At 54.6% G+C, this 15,979-nt stretch carries 10 protein-coding genes and 2 pseudogenes; 8 read left to right on the top strand and 4 right to left on the bottom strand.

The genetic code is table 11. The features are described from left to right. Positions 1-55 precede the first annotated feature (55 nt). Positions 56-763 (top strand): GntR family transcriptional regulator, encoded by a 708-nt coding sequence (locus tag AC6I6U_RS15190; RefSeq protein ID WP_497882718.1) that lies wholly within the window; start codon positions 56-58, stop codon positions 761-763. Positions 764-976: 213 nt separating this feature from the next. Further along, positions 977-1,732 carry an SDR family NAD(P)-dependent oxidoreductase gene (locus AC6I6U_RS15185; RefSeq protein ID WP_497882717.1) on the top strand — a complete coding sequence of 252 codons (756 nt, stop codon included), beginning with the start codon at positions 977-979 and terminating at the stop codon, positions 1,730-1,732. Between the two features lie 48 nt (positions 1,733-1,780). Here the strand turns inward: AC6I6U_RS15185 and AC6I6U_RS15180 are convergent. The 4 genes and pseudogenes from AC6I6U_RS15180 to mobH form a co-directional block, all read right to left on the bottom strand. Next, positions 1,781-2,161, bottom strand: a pseudogene (locus AC6I6U_RS15180) (TonB-dependent receptor); the annotation flags it as partial. Between the two features lie 48 nt (positions 2,162-2,209). Continuing rightward, the gene (gene tnpC, locus AC6I6U_RS15175; RefSeq protein ID WP_497882716.1) at positions 2,210-3,754 is read right to left on the bottom strand and encodes an IS66 family transposase; all 1,545 of its coding nucleotides are present in this window, start codon (positions 3,752-3,754) and stop codon (positions 2,210-2,212) included. Positions 3,755-4,423: 669 nt separating this feature from the next. Then, positions 4,424-5,032, bottom strand: a complete 609-nt coding sequence (locus AC6I6U_RS15170) for a hypothetical protein (protein ID WP_497882715.1) — start codon at positions 5,030-5,032, stop codon at positions 4,424-4,426. Between the two features lie 447 nt (positions 5,033-5,479). Then, entirely contained in the window at positions 5,480-7,417 is a 1,938-nt protein-coding gene (gene mobH / locus AC6I6U_RS15165; protein ID WP_497882714.1) for a MobH family relaxase, read from the bottom strand. A gap of 529 nt (positions 7,418-7,946) precedes the next feature. Here mobH and AC6I6U_RS15160 point away from each other — a divergent pair. From AC6I6U_RS15160 to AC6I6U_RS15135, 6 genes and pseudogenes are all read left to right on the top strand, one after another. Then, on the top strand, positions 7,947-8,486 hold the full coding sequence (locus tag AC6I6U_RS15160; RefSeq protein WP_497882713.1) for a DUF3577 domain-containing protein: 540 nt from the start codon (positions 7,947-7,949) through the stop codon (positions 8,484-8,486). Between the two features lie 107 nt (positions 8,487-8,593). Further along, the gene (gene radC / locus AC6I6U_RS15155; protein WP_497882712.1) at positions 8,594-9,088 is read left to right on the top strand and encodes a RadC family protein; all 495 of its coding nucleotides are present in this window, start codon (positions 8,594-8,596) and stop codon (positions 9,086-9,088) included. A gap of 181 nt (positions 9,089-9,269) precedes the next feature. After that, entirely contained in the window at positions 9,270-9,899 is a 630-nt protein-coding gene (locus tag AC6I6U_RS15150) for a hypothetical protein (protein WP_497882711.1), read from the top strand. Between the two features lie 85 nt (positions 9,900-9,984). Beyond that, positions 9,985-10,509, top strand: a pseudogene (locus tag AC6I6U_RS15145) (transposase family protein); the annotation flags it as partial. A gap of 619 nt (positions 10,510-11,128) precedes the next feature. Beyond that, positions 11,129-14,791 (top strand): hypothetical protein, encoded by a 3,663-nt coding sequence (locus tag AC6I6U_RS15140; RefSeq protein ID WP_497882710.1) that lies wholly within the window; start codon positions 11,129-11,131, stop codon positions 14,789-14,791. Positions 14,792-14,814: 23 nt separating this feature from the next. After that, the gene (locus tag AC6I6U_RS15135; protein ID WP_497882709.1) at positions 14,815-15,696 is read left to right on the top strand and encodes an RHS repeat-associated core domain-containing protein; all 882 of its coding nucleotides are present in this window, start codon (positions 14,815-14,817) and stop codon (positions 15,694-15,696) included. Positions 15,697-15,979: the final 283 nt, after the last annotated feature.

The following is a 15,979-nucleotide window of genomic DNA, read 5'->3' as shown; positions in this document are numbered from 1 at the left end:
CTGCAATATAACGAAGGCTGGCCTGTATGATATGAGCCAGACCCACCGAGACCTGATGATGGCAAAAGACAACGACACCGAAAGCGGCCCTCGTCGGCACAGCGGACGCTACATTTACGAAGAACTGCGCAAGCAGATCCTGACCCTCAAGCTCAAGCCCGGGGTCCAGCTCGACGAAGTCTCGCTGGCGGCGCAGTTCGGCCTGTCCCGTTCGCCCGTGCGCGATGCCCTGGCACGCCTGATCACCGAGGGGCTGGTGGTCATCCTGCCCAACCGCACCACCCTGGTCACGCCGTTCGAGATCGAGGAGTTCCCCAACTACATCTCGGCGCTGGACCTGATCCAGCGCGCCGTGACCCGCCTGGCCGCCACCCAGCATCGCGCCGAAGACCTGGAGGCCATTCGCAAGGCCGACACCGCCTACCTCAATGCAGTCACCAGCGGCGATTTCCAGGCCATGTCGGAGCTGAACAAGGCGTTTCACATGGCCATCGCCCAGGCCGGCCGAAACCCCTACTTCATCAACTATTACGAGCGCCTGCTCGGCGAAGGCCAGCGCCTGCTGCACCTGCATTTCGACCATGTCGTCAGCTCGGCCAGCGCCCACCGCCTGGGCCGCGACCACGACGAAATCATCCAGGCGATTGCCTCGCGCGATGCCGATGCCGCCGAAGCCGCCGCCCATGAACACACCATGCTGTTCCAGCGCCGTTTCCTGGACTACATGCAACAGAACCTCACGGCCCGCATGTCCGTGGTCTGATCGGCCTGCTCCCCTCTCCCGTCTCCCCTGATGATGTCCCTGGCCGCCAACGCGGACCAGGGGGCATTGCTTGCCACCTCTGAGAACCCACCGATAGCTGCCCTTGCGTGCGCCGGCAGTTGACGGTTTCACTCGTCGCCGATTACATTGCATGCAGAACTGCACACATTAAATCCTGAACATTGCGCATTACAAAAACCACAGGAGTCGACGATGAACAGATTCGAGAACAAGGTAGCGATCGTGACCGGTGCGGCCGGCGGTATTGGTTCGGCCATCGCCGCCCGGCTGGCACGGGAAGGAGCCACGGTGGTGGTCAGTGACGTCAACCTGCAAGCCGCGCAGGCCGTGGTGCACGGCATCGAGGCGGAGGGTGGCAAGGCCTTGGCATTGGCCGCCGACATTGGCGCCGGTGACGCCTGCCGCACACTGGTCGAAGACGTCATGGCGCAGTTGGGACGGATCGACATCCTGGTCAACAACGCCGGGATCAACCGCCGTGGCAACCTGCTGGCCTTGAGTGAGGATGACTGGCACAGCAGCTTCGCGATCAACCTGGACTCGATGTTCCACCTGTGCCGCGCGGTGCTGCCGATCATGATCGAGGCCGGTGCCGGGGCCATCGTCAATACCGCATCGCAGTGGGGCCTGTACCCGGCGCCAGGGCACATCGCCTACAACGTCACCAAGGCCGCCGTGGCGTCGTTCACCCAGAACCTGGCGCGGGACTACGCCCCGCAGAATATCCGGGTCAACGCGGTATGCCCTGGCGAAATACACACGCCGATGCTGGAAGCGGGCGTCCTCAAGTCGGGACGCACGATCGCCGACCTCGACCGGATGGTGCCATTGGGCCGGATCGGCAAGCCGCAGGAAGTGGCCGCGCTGGTGGCGTTCCTGGCCTCGGATGAAGCCGCCTTCATGTGCGGCTCACTGGTCGAGATCACCGGAGCGCAGGCGGTGGCCTGAAGCGGGTCGCCTGTCGCGAGCAAGACGGCGGCTCGCGACAGGCACGTGTCACTGGAACTGGTACTCGAGCCCTGCCCCGGCGTACCACGAACGGCCGGGGGCGGCCTCGTAGTAGCGTCGATTGGTGTCGCCGACGATGACGGAGCCGACATACTGTCGATCAAGCAGGTTGTCCAGGCGGAGCAACTGGTGGAACGTCCATTGGCCGTAGTGCTGCTCGAAACGCGTCCTCCAGTTGAAGACGGCATAGGCCGGTGCCGCCTTTGCGGTGTTGCTGTCTTCCACGTAGACCTGGCTGCGGTACTGCCCTTCCACTCCCATGCTGACGAATGAAGCAGGTTTCCACACCAATTCCCCGTACAGGTTGTTGAGCGGCACACCGGGCAGCCGGCTGCCGCTGTCGATGGTCTGCGTGCCTTGCGCAAAATCTTCGTAACCGATCCATAAACCCCACCTACCCAGCAGTGGGTTCACGGTTTACCGTGGCATCTCTGGCGAGCAGTTCCACGGCAGCAGGGCTTCGTAGTCGGCTACTGACGAGGCATGCGGCAGTCGCTCCAGTACGTGGCGCAGCCACGTATAAGGCTCTTGGCCGTTGACCTTCGCGGTCTCGACCAGGCTGTAGATCTTCGCGCTGGCACTGGCGCCGTTGACGGTATCGCTGAACAGCCAGGCCTTGCGCCCGATGACAAACGGCTTGATCGCTCTTTCGGCGACATTGTTGTCGATGGGCAAGTAACCTGCTTCGACGTAGCGCTCCAGCCGGCCCCAGTTATTCGCCAGATAATGCACTGCCTTACCCAGCGCACTTTGCGCCGTCACCTGCGGCTGGGTTTTATCCAGCCAGCTTTTCAGTTGCGCCAGGATTGGCAGGCTTTTCTCCTGACGGCCGATAAACCGCTGTTCATCGCTGACGTCCTTGAGCTCGCGTTCGATGCCGTACAGCTTGTTGATCATCGTCAGCGCGATATCGGCCCGTCCGGTTTTCCCCTTGGGCTGCACTTTTTGCGCGTCCACGAACTTGCGTCGTGCATGGGCCATGCACGCCAAGCGCTCCACACCTGGCTGCAACGACAAGGCGTTATAGCCGGCGTAATCATCGGTCATGACATAGCCGCGATAACTGTCCAGCAAGCGCAGCGGCACATCCTGCGCACGACTGGACGTGTAATCAAACAGCACAACTTTTCGATCCGGTGGGCCACTGGCTTGCACCCACATCCAGGACTGGCTGGTTGGGTCGCGATCCGGTTCTTTCAGCACCTGCACGCGCGTTTCATCGCAGTGGATGACCGGACTATCCAGTAATCGATCACGCATCAGATTAAGCAGCGGCTGGAAGTATTCGCTGCATTGGATCACCCAGCGCGCCAAGGTTTGACGCGGGATATCAATGCCGTGGCGGCTCAGCACACTTTCAAACCGGTGCAGTGGCAGACCGTCGACATACTTGGTGGTGAGCAGCATGGCCAATACGCTTGGGCTGGCCATGCTCTTTTCGATCAGTTGCGCAGGTTTGTCAGCCGTGACCGGGGCTGCTTCGCAGCCCCGGCAACCATAGACCTTGCGGACATGTTTGATGACACGGATCTGCATCGGCACGATGTCCAGTTGCTCACTGGTTTCTTCACCGATGGCATGCTTGCGGCAACCGCAGGCACAGGTCAGCTCATCTTCAGGCAGTTCGTGGATAACTTCGATACGCGGCAGATCAGCCGACAGCGGCTTGCGTTTGCCACGGCGTGATGTCGGTGCAACAACTTCTTCATCGGCGTCACCGACTGAAGGCATCGGCTCGCTTTCAGGCTCGTTGAACAAGGCCAGTTGCGGCGTGTTGGGCTCCACGGTTTGCTCGGACTTGCGTCCAAACAAACGGTCGCGCAACAGCTTGATCTGTTCTTTCAGATCGACGATGTGGGTCTGATAAGCCTGGGCCGATTCCTCCTGGCGATTGAGTGCCTCAAGCAGCAGTTGCTTGAGCAAGACAGGATCATCAGGAAGGTCATCGGGCAGAGAAATCATGGCCCGGATTATACCGGGTCATGCCACGTAGCGCGGGGTCAAAACTTGATGAGGGCGGTTGCGCCAGAGATCAAAACCGTCGAGCAACCAGTTCAGTTCCTGGACGCTGAGGAGACGCCGTGCGAAGCCACGGCACAGATGGGGTGCTGTCACAAAACGCTACGGCCATCAGCATTGCCGAAACGAAGACCTGTTAATTTTCACAATTCACAGCGCTAAAAGTTAATCCGCCCCCATTTCCCGATGTCGGATTAAACTGGAAAAATCTGTAGGCGACCTATATAAACCTGAATCTTTTCACCTGCCTACCAATATAACCCAAAGTACGTCACAGGATGCATCGCGCCATCCAAAATTTGAAAAGCACAAATTATTGAAATTGAAAAATCTCACAACCATACGAGAAGAATGAACTCCCCGAAACACAACCTAGCCTTTGAAAGCGACCAAACTTATAAATAAATATAAAACCTGAAAACTAAAACACTTTCAGCTTGAGCCCATACAATCCATTATAAGCCATTACCCCCCTAAAGCTATCACAAAGACTTGTAAGCAGCCACTCAGGAAATCTGATTATAAATAAAATTAGCTTGAGCACCTACCAACAAAGCCAGAAACCCTAATACTTATGGCTACGTACCGTTTAGGTTAGTACCCAGACTGACCCTACTCCATCTCCCCAATCCAGCTGTATGTGCCGGTTAGCCAAACGAAGACGCTGTTGAGTACCTCGCGCAAGTGCCGGATGTTGATGTGCGTAACGTCTGGGAGATGGTCTTTACCACTGTTGGTCGTCGCATACCGAAATGCCATCGAGTCCGGGTCAACGTTGTCCAACTGGCGAATGAACTCGTGAACAGCGGTAGCATTCGCGTCAGAGCGCTCCAGACCCAAATCCTTGAGCAGATGCCGCAATTCCGACCACAGAGGCATCAACGGATGCTTGTCGTAGTTCTTGGGCTCTTTGCCTGTCAGAGCGCGAGCACTCTTTAACATCAGTTTGAACAGCAGCTCTAAGGAGTGGCGGTATAGAAAAAGCAAAGGGTAAATGCCGCTATCCAATGGCACCTGACGATTCGCCATAGCCTCCACAAGTCCATCAGCGGCGTCTTTGTATGCAAAAGCATAGAGGTCGGCACGAAAGTGAGACCAGTTCAGCATCGCGTTGTACTGCCAGTCCTCACCTTGGATAAACAGCTGCTGGCCGGAGAAGTCTGCCGGCCACTGGATGGCCTCAAGCTCCGGGTCGAGCATCGGTAGCGATTCATCATCCATATCGTCTCCTCACGTTGGCCAGTCCATAGTGTAGAACTTTACTAGCCTGGGTGGACTACCGGCAACCAGTAAGGGGTTTTCTGGCTTTGGGCTAAGGTGCGAGAAAGCGTGATCCCAAGTTGAGGTCACGGTGCCCTTTTTGCGGGGTACTGACCCCATCAAAAACAAAAGACAAGCTTCTTATTATTAGTTTCAAGCACTTCATAAAGATCGCCGGACAACGAAAATCAGATTATCACTTTGAATCTTGCGCCAGCCAAGCTAGAAAACAAAAAACTCACAAATAGAAACACTTCACACTCACAACATCGACCACTCTATAAAGTCTAGTGATCAAAATTTTCTGACACAAAATTGACTTTTTCCCTGAGCAAAAGTTGGCGGTACGAAACCATGTACTGATGCGGTCTGCTGCCCTGTACGACGTTCTACGAGCCTCACCTGTACTCACTCCTTCAACCGCAGAAAAGGATTGTCGTAGGGTTGCTCGCTGAAAATCAGCATCGGGTCCTTGAGCAGGTAGCCCTTGATGTCGCGGGTCTTGCGGGGGCCTTTGATCTCGCAGCTCCAGAGGTTCTGGCCGTCTTCGCTTTTGTGGTGAACACCCAGCCTGTCGAAACTGCGCTGCAGCCAGCGCCAGTCGCTGGTGCCTTGTAACCTGGCAAGCTGGGCAACCTCGGGATGTTCGTCGGTGTAGCGTTTGAAGATGCCGGGCGAGATCAGAAAGGCCGTGCCGGCTACGCAGTGAACCTTGGCCGTCGCGTCGTTGATGGGAATCTTGTTGGTCAGAATGCCGTGGCGTAGCCATTTGATGAATGCCCTGCCTAGGTCATTGGTTTCCGCTTGAGGTTGAGGGGGGCGAGATCTGGCTTTGAGGGTGACTGGTGCGCAAGAACTGGGCGCTTTCGGGGATGGAGGTGGTGACTTTCGACTGAGCGTGAGTGAAGGGTCTGGCTCTGCTTCAATCGTCTGGCCCTCTGGCGCATCCTCGTCCCAGACGGATCTCATATCCGAGCCAGCGTTGCAGGCTGTGAAATTGTCCTCTGCCTGCTCCCAAGGCGGTAACTCTCCCATACCGTAGTCGGGAATATCCATGATGTGGTGCGGTGGCGGTTCGAGGATGAATGCGCCCTGGATAGGCGTTTGCGGGTTCCGTGGTGGAGGCGATGCAGGGACATTGTCCTCTGGATTTATCAGGTTCGGCTCACTGGCTTGCGACTGTCCGCCCTCCTCGCTGGCCTCTGAGTCCAGCTCGACCGTCACCGAGCCGGTAAACGCAGGTGGTCGCTCTGCGGTGTCCCAGATCAGCGCCGGTGCGACCTTGAAGAAGGTCAGGGTCTTCTTCCATTTGCCGTTCTGGATCGTGACATTCCAGATAGCCTTGCCATGGGCGTTGGGCACAATCAGCGAGTTGTCCTGCATGATGTTGAACAAGATTGCGTTCGACGATGGCACGCCGTCAGCGCCGTTGGACAGCAAGTGTGCACGGAGTCTGTCCGCGACCGTTTTGCTGACCAGCCAGAGTGCATCCTCAGTCAGCCAGCCGTCAGAGGCTTTGACCTGGTTGATTTTCAACTGCTCGGTCACGAGAAAGCGCAGCCCCTCCACCAGACGTCGTTGCAGAGACGACTTCGGAGCGGCCAGTGCCCTGGTGGGATCGCCTCCCAGTTCCTTGGCGACCGAGGCCTGGTCGGCCTGAACGACCAACTCGCCCAGGACACCGGCGTGCTCGTACTGCCCGGCCAGGACATACAGCAGCGCACTCCAGGGCTCCCGGTAGGTGGTCAGCCAGTCGAGTGTCGACTCGGGCAGGATTCGGGTCAGCAGAATGCCTGCCGCGGCGCCGTGGAGTTTGTACTCCCGGCCTTTGACGTACTTGAAGCGATAGGGTTTGTTGAGCGGGCCTTTCCAGGGGTGCCACCAGGCACCGTTGGAGGTTTGCACCTCGACGTCGACGATGATTTTGCCCATGTCATGCAGCAATGCAGCGTAGGCGGTCACCAGGGTCCAGGCCTCGGTCTGAGTCGCTTGGATTTCAGCACCGGAGCCAGTGGGCATCAAATGCGACTGTCGCAGTTTCAGGGCATACACGATGATTTCCAGGCCATGATCGAGCATACCACCGAGATAGGCATGGTGATGGTTTTCCGAGGCGGGCAATTGCTGAACCAGCTCGGCGTATCGCTCGATGGGATACAGGTAGAGATCGGCGAACTGCTGGCGTGACAGCGAGGTAAGTTGCCAGATCTGCGCCATGAGCTTCTTTCGGCGCGGGGTGGCGAGCAACTCACTGGCCGACTGTGGCGTGGTGTATTGAGGCGGCGGTTCGTCTTCGTCTGTGGTGGGCGTCGCAGTCTTTTTTCCTAGCATCCAGCGCCAGAGCATGCAGTGTCGTCCGTGTGCGTTGTCGTGGAAAAGCGTTTCCTTTGGGGAGCTCGACAGCCTTTTCGGGTAGGCCTTTTACCCTTCGTTTTGTTTCCCTTGATGGCCCTTTCCTTTTGACCTTTTCCCTTTGCGTTATGACCCTTTCGCGCCGGCATTTCGAGGGAAAAACAGGACAGCATCTGGCGCGTTTTTCTGGCGAATGCAGGTGAGTTGAGAAATGGGTTGCGAAGATTTCGAAGTGAGTTCTCCTACAGCGGCGGTCGAAGAAGTGGACTGGACCGGCCTGATCTACTTTTCCATGCTGCAGACGTGTTCAGCTGACATTGTCGGCGGCATTTACAGGTAGCCATGATCTGAGAGGCTGCTCCGTGCTAGTCGCGGGATCTGATGAAGGCCGCTGAAGCGTTCGGAAATGCGGTCACTCTCCCAGCCATCTGGGTGAGCGAACGCATGCTGGACAACCCTCGGGGAAGTAACTTCCCTTTGGGGCAAGTGCTTCCCTATTTCCGTGTTGAGAAAGGAGAAGCACATGAATGAGAACGATCCAGTCCAGAAGGACTATTTCAACCAGCACCTCTACGGCGTTGGTTACATCAACAATGTCCGTACCATTACGCCTCCCAAAGGAGATCCGTACATGGTGGTCAGAGTTGCCTCACTGTACGGTCCCGTTGATGACCACAGCTACACCTACTTCGATTGTCGGGTCTGCGGCACGTTGGCCAAAGAGGTCCTCAAAAAGTGCGCGCAAGCCGTTAACTCGGGAGAAACCGTTTTTGTACGGTTCCTGCTGAGTGGCATCTGGGTCGTACCCTTCACCTTCCAACAAGGCGAGAATGCGGGACAACCTGGAGCCAGTATTCGAGCAAACCTGCTCTCGGTATTGATGGTGATGATCAACGGCGAGGTGTTTTACACCGCGCCGACGAAGGAGGAGAACAAGGGTTCTGAGCCACCGGCGCAAGCTGATGAGGATGAATCCACCGATCCGGTACTGCCTCCTGATGAACCTGCTCCCAGCGGAGCACCTGCTGCACTACCCCTGACAGACGTTGAAGAAGCGGCCTGATCATTCAGTTAACCGAGGCGCCCTTACCGGCGCCTTGTTTCACTCACGAGGGAGCGCCGTCCCTCGGGATGGTTGCGTCTTCGTGGAATTGGACGGAGGTCGTAACCATGGCTGTCACCAACGCGTTGCGCAACGCCCCAGTGCTTATGGCAATGGAGCGTGACGAGGAGGATCGAGTGATCGAGCAAGCGATGCAGATTCTGGATCGCCGACTGTTTACTCGGGGAGCCTCGTTGCAGCGTTCTTCAACAATCGGCAATTACCTGAAAATGAAGCTGGCGGCGATGGAGGATGAGGTTTTCGCGGTGGTCTTTCTGGACAGCCTCAACCGAGTCCTGAAGTTTGAGGTGCTGTTTCATGGGCGTCTCGATGCCGTGGTAATTCATCCCAGGCAGGTGATCAAGCGGGTCTTGGAGCACAACGCTGCAGCCATTATCGCGGCTCACAATCACCCCTCAGGGTGTTCGCTGCCAAGTGATGAAGATCGCCGGCAAACCCAGCGCCTGAAACAGGCTCTGGAAGTAGTGGATGTGCGGATGCTGGACCACGTCATCGTCGGCGCTGGCAAGCCGTTGTCCATGGCTGAACAGGGTTGGCTCTGATCTACCGAAGCGCCCCTTTCAGGCGCCTCTTGAAAGTGTTGTCGGCGGGCGTGAGCCTGTCATTCAAACAGGTTGGAGCGCTGGCATTGCTGACGCTTTGATCTGAAACGTATTGCCCATGCGGGGAACACTCCCCGTTCGGGCGAGGTGTCTCTCCGTGATGGGATTATCTGGAGAGCCCATGATGTCGAATACACAGAACGAGCAGCATATTCAGTTGCTCAGATTGCCAATCGTTTTCTCCGAGAACGCCAAGCAAGCAATGAACCTAGAAGGACAGGCCGAGCCTGCGCAGATGTTCCAGCGCAGAAACGTCACGATCCACATCGCACTGATGACCATTGCGTATTGCGCCTCGCCTGAGGTTCAAGCGTTCTATGACATCGAGGTGCCTTGCGACGTCACCACTGGTGATTTGTCTGAGGAGCATTGGTTGAAGCTGCGTGTTGTCGTAGTGCGGCAACGGGATGAACCCTGCGGCTTGCGCATCATGCTCAGGGATGAGGTCCATGACCCTGCACTGCGCATCCCTGGGATCTTTTTCCCACCGGGTTGCCTTGTGACAACGAACGGTGTGCAGGCCTTGATGATACAAGGGCTGCTGGGCGCGTCGACCTACCTCAATCGTCACTTGGTGGGCGATTGGGGGGACGTGTGCAATGACGCCTGGCAGAGCAATGAACACGCGCTGGAGCATGGCCTAAGGCTGTTCTCTGGGTACAAGATCCAAGCGGGAGGAGAAGACAAGCTCTGGATCATCACTGAAGCGGACAGAAGCAGCACTACGCTGCTCTTGCCGTCGGAGTACTAATACCCCTGCCCCAGCCTGGCTGAGGCTCATGAGCCGCTTACTTGCCCTTTTGGGTAGGTAGGCGGCCCATCTATAGCGAATCGTCGCTGCGGTGAGCCGCCGCCGGTATAGCTCCTACCATGGGGAGCATGGCGCCGCACCGGAGAACCTAGTCAACAATGACTTCAAGTCTGATGCGCCAACAAAAAATAGCTCACCGATATCACAGAATCCCAGTTGCGGGCGGGCAAGGACTACCTGTCGCCCATGAACGACTGCTTCGACGGACTCCTGATCATCTGGTCCGAGGGTACTCTTCCAGACGCTGAGCTTGTAAACACCATGATGGATACCGACATCGAGACAATTACTGAAAGTCCCGATTGACCGATTGTACACTCTGACCGCGGCGGCCCATTACCGCTGGCCTACGTAGCTCTCGTGAATGCACAAGGTGCGCCTCATTCGCTCCATATCTCGCAACAGGTGCTCACCGGACAACGCAGCCTGTGAGGGTTGCTCCGGACGACTGAAACGAGATGTACGGCAAGTGGCATCCTACACCGGAGGGTATGACCAGCATCGATTCAAACTCTCACTCGGTGGTTTGAGCCCTTTGGAGTACCGCTAGTATCGGGGAATTACAACATAGTCAGCTCAAGAAAACGTTCGCACCTCCAAGGACTCAGTTCTACATTGGCGGTGACAGGCACCTTGTTAGCGAGAGCAATCCCTAGGTAGCGAGCGCGACCTTACTGTACTCAATCAACTATCACGACCATGACCGCCACGCCAAGCATCACGCCATGCACATTGAGGCATAACCAATCTGCAGAGGTGCCTCTGCTGCAGATTTAAGGGTGAGGCATCTGACCATTGTCATGACAACTGAAATCCTTTCACGCCCAGGGTGCACATGACAAACAATCGCAGTTGCAAATGCCTATCATTTAAAATAGTATGCAATCTTGTTTTGGCGCAAGCCGCATGACGCTAACGAAGTAATCTGAAAAATTTTCATGGAGGGAAGATTTTTGCTACCAACTATCCCGATTTCTTTTTCCCTCCAGAAGTACTTTTCAGTCGATTTCCATATCTCGAATTCTCGAAACCATACTTGAAAGTATAAAAACAATTCATCGATTTCAATTCATTCAAAAATGGGTGCCCAGTTAATTCAAAAAAACGCAGCTAGCTTCCACTTAAAACTCATAGCCGCCCTCACAATCTGTTCAAAGGACAGAACATAAATGCCATACATTAAAATCGGCCATGCCGCTGTTTTTACAGCCATATTTTATTCCACCACTGCAACATCAGCAGAACCACTAACCAATTTGGATAAAGTTCCCAATCGCATCCAGGACCCGTTACCCGAGAGAACATCATATGTAGATACCATTGACCCTTCTAATGGTAATTTAAGCATTCGTCATATGGATCTGAGGATACCTGGAAACGGGCTGCCCATTGAAATTTTTCGAAATTACGACATGCGCAGCACATCTGCGGGACTAAGCCTTACTCATAACGTCTCACATAACTGGACTGCGCTGGGCCTAGGGTGGCGACTAGATACTGCCCCAACAATTTCGGTGCAAAATCAATATATACCCAGCGAAGAGGATCCTCAAACAGCACCTCCAGCGTACTATGTTGAGAACACATTCGACTTTGTTTGTAGGAACATGCCCCTCCCTCAGTGGGCCAAAATGATTCAGCTACGATTACCTAACGGCGGCAATGAAGAATTATTCTACACTGGCAATCACACTGCCAGTAGCAAAAGTAATTGGCGACTTCGATGCGTTAACGACATTATTACTGTCAATTCTCCCGGCGGAATAATTTACGATTTTGGCAACTATCATGCCCAACGCAATATAGGTATCTTCAATAGTGACAATATTGCATGGAAGCAGGTGGAAAATAGCGAGACCTACCTGCAAGCATTAAAAGCAACCGACACCAACGGAAACTGGTTGACTTACACTTATGCCTTTCAGGGACACCGCTACCCAACCTGGAACAATCCAGCATTCTCCAGCATTCCATATTATTCCGATCCAGAGACTGGACCCATGATGGAAGGCACTACCAACCTTCTGAGAAAAATTGAGTCAAGTGATGGTCGGCAGGTTACGTTCCAATACAATCCTACAAGCGGTCGATTGCAAAGTATCTCGGACAATACCGGAAGAACCATAAAATATGGATACTCAGAAATAAATGAGAATACTTTTCATGCTCTTCTGACATCAGCAACAATGCCTACAGGCGACACTTGGCGCTATGACTACCAACCTAGCTTCTTTAACTCGAGTGAGAACTATGCTCCAATATCACCATTAAACAATACCACGGCAGCCAACAGAAAAATAATAGCTCTGCACTACCCAAGCGGTGGAAAAATCACTTACGGCTATACCTTTGTCAATCAAGGAGCACAGGTATATACAAGAAGTCGCGGATATAAATCCGAGCAACCAATGTGGCTTCGTGAAGAGCGTATTGGCACGCGCACCCTATCCTCTGGCGGCTCATGGAGTTACAGCTACTTGCGAGGCGGACCGGGTCAAATGAATCAGACAACAGTCACCGGCCCCGACGGTATACGTATATTTAAATACTTCAGCCTAGGTCATTCTATTCTCACTAACCTCACTATCCCCGCCTCAATCTTCGGCAATGTTGGTTGGAAAGCCGGATCACCCATGGAAGAGCACATACCAAACGGCAACAGCATTATCTATGACTGGCAACCACGCACAATTGCTGCCGGCAAACGCATTTGGTATGAGATGGGTGCAGTCTACGATAGCCAGATCTGGGGGCCTTTATTGAATTCCCGTACGATCAATCGTGACGGTGCGACTTATAGTAGTGTGTTTTCGGGTCATGATGCTTACGGCAACCCAGCGACAATCGTCGAGAGTGGTCCTAATGGTGGCTCCCTTACCACTCAACTTAGCTACCTGAATGACACCAACAAGTGGATTATTGGCAAAGTCAAAAGTAAAACGTCCCAGGCCGGCTCGATGAATCGTAGCTTTGATGCCAACGGCAACATCCTCAGCGAGACCCAAGACGGCGTAACCACCAGCTACACCTACGACACTCAGGGCAACGTGGCCAGCATGACCCTGCCCGGCAACCGCGTACACACCTACTCCAACTACAAGCGCGGTATACCGCAAACAGAGGTGCAGCCAGAGGGGATCACCTTAACCCGTGTGGTCGACGACGCCGGTAACATCATCTCCAAAACCAACGGTGAGGGTAAGACCACTCGTTACACTTACGACGGGTTGGGCCGCGTCACCTCAAGAACACCACCTCAGGGTAACGTTGAAATCACCTCTTATACACCTACTAGCAAAATCACCAGCCGCGGCAACCTAGTCGAGACCACTCAGTACGACCCATTTGGCCGTGTCGCCAAAATCACTCTTGGTGGTATCACAACCAGTTATGAATATGACGGTCTAGGACGTCGCACATTCGTTTCTGCTCCAGGAGCGACCACTGGTACCCGCTATGAGTACGACGCCCTTGACCGTGCCATCCGCATGACCAACGCCGATAATAGCCATCAAGAAATTACCTATGGTGCGGCGAGCCGCACCATCACTGACGAGCGGGGCAAGGCCAGCATCGAAACTTACCGTGGCTATGGTACACCCGACAAATTGCAGTTGATGGCCATCACCGCTCCCGAACCGAGCGCCAGTGTCACCCTTACTCGGGACGCAGCGGACCGCGTTACTTCGGTCAAACAGGGAGCCTTTACACGTACCTATGGCTACAACGCTAACGGCTATCTGACCAGCGTCGCGAATCCGGAAACAGGCAATACGATGTACGGCCGCGACATCGCAGGCAACATGATTTCCAAACAGGTAGGCGCCTCGAATATAACGAACTACACGTACGATGGCCTGAACCGCCTTGTTTCGACGGTCTACTCCGGTACCACCCCGGCTATCACCAACACCTACAACAAGCTCAACAAACTGCTGACCAGTAACACCGCCGGAGGGAACCGCAGCTTCGCTTATGACGACGCAGGCAACCTGATTCAAGAGAGCCTGGCACTGGATGGAAAGGTCTTCACGGCAAGCTATGCCTACAACGCCAACGACCAACTGAGCAGCACAACCTATCCGCAGTCCAATCGCGTCGTGAACTACAACCCCGATGTGCTGGGGCGTCCCACCACTGTCTCGGGCTATGTCAACAACGTGCAGTACTGGCCTTCGGGCCTGATCAAGCAGATCACCTACGGTAACGGTACGGTCACCTATTATGACCAGAACTCGCGCCTATGGCCCGCTAGCTTCAGTATTCAAAAAACTGCAGACGGCGTGTGGTACCTCAGCAGTTCCTACACCTACGATGGAGTTGGCAACCTGACCACCATCAGTGACGCCACCAGCACAAATTTCAACCGCACCCTAGGCTACGACAACATCAATCGCCTGATTAGTGCAACCGGCCCATGGGGTGCTGGCAGCATCAGCTACGACGGCGGTGGCAACCTCACCGGCCAGACCTTCGGCCCCTCCAGCCTTGCCTACAGCTACGATGCCAACAACCGACTGAGCAGCGTCAGCGGCGCGCGCAACAGCACCTACGGCTATGACAGCTACGGCAACATCAGCAGCAGCCAGGGCAATACCTATACCTACAACGATGTGCCCAACCTCGTCTGCATCAACTGCGCAACGCCGGCCACCAAAGTCGAGTACAGCTACGACGGTCTCAACCAGCGCAGCGCCGTGGCCAAGGCCAGCGGCAAGGCTTACGAGATGCACGACTCCAACGGTAAGCAACTGATCGAGCTTGATGCCGGCAATCTCACCGAATACTTCTACCTGGGCGACAAGCGCATTGCCCAACAGGTCAGTCCTTGACTTGGCGCACAGGAGATACACACATGGATGCTTTTAGAAAAATGAGCAAGTGGATTAGCGTCACACTGCTGTCAGTGATGCTGAGCAATGTTGCCCTTGCCGACACCGTCACCTACTTCCATAACGACATCTCGGGCAGCCCTATGGCGGCCACCGACTCGGCGGGCAACCTGCTGTGGAAGGAGAACTACCAGCCTTACGGCGAAAAGATCAATCGGTCGGCCAGCAGTGGCGAGAACAAGATCGGGTTTCATGGCAAGCCCTATGACGATGGTACCGGCCTTTCGTACATGGGGGCTCGCTATTACGATCCTGTGCTAGGACGCTTCATGGGGGTCGACCCAGTCGATTACCAAGAAGACAACCTACACAGTTTCAACCGCTACACCTATGCGAACAATAACCCGTACAAGTACGTGGATCCTGATGGCCAGTATGCGTTTCTTATCGCGCCAGCCGTCTATTTGCTGACAGCTTTAAGCGCCGCGTTCACAGTGAAAACAGCCATGAGTGGAGGTGGTAATACCGCTTCCAACGATTTTGGCATGAGCACCCCCTCTAATTCAGAGAAAAGCTTTGGTAGTCCTGAAACATGGAGTACAGGCAGACCCTATCTACAAGAGAGTTCTGAAGACAACAAGAACATCACAGACGGTCGTATTGACCACGGGAACAAACGGGCCGAGGAAGCAAAAACCGACGCGAACCGTCAGGTTGGAGACAAAAATAAAGTCGTAGAGGGTGGCCGCCACTATGTAGACAACGATACAGGGCACAACGTGCATGTCAAAGGTGATAGAGTGGTTATCACTGACGATAGGGGAAATACAGTATCACAATTTAAAAACTCCAGAGCCAACACTAATGACCGAGTATCCAGAGGAAAGTGGACTCCGGCAGATTAAAGGAGAGTATATGTTTAAAATTCATGAGCTTTGGAAGAATTTAGACTCGAGCACGGTCGCCGTTTACTACTGCTTCGAGGATATGGAAAATAGCACATACTGCGTTCAAAATATGGAGGTTTACAGATTACCCCTAAGCAATGAGCGAGATTGGCAGGCTCGTAAAAACGCAATGGAGCTTTTCATGGAGGAGAGCCCATTGACTCGGTGCGACTGGGCGCCGTCACTCATCGCTGCGGTAAAGCTGCATGATGAGTATTTTAAAGATATTTAAAACTCAATT

The sequence above is a fragment of the Pseudomonas sp. UTLPPB19802 genome (assembly GCF_059730225.1).
This window is presented reverse-complemented; position numbering and strand designations above follow the sequence as displayed.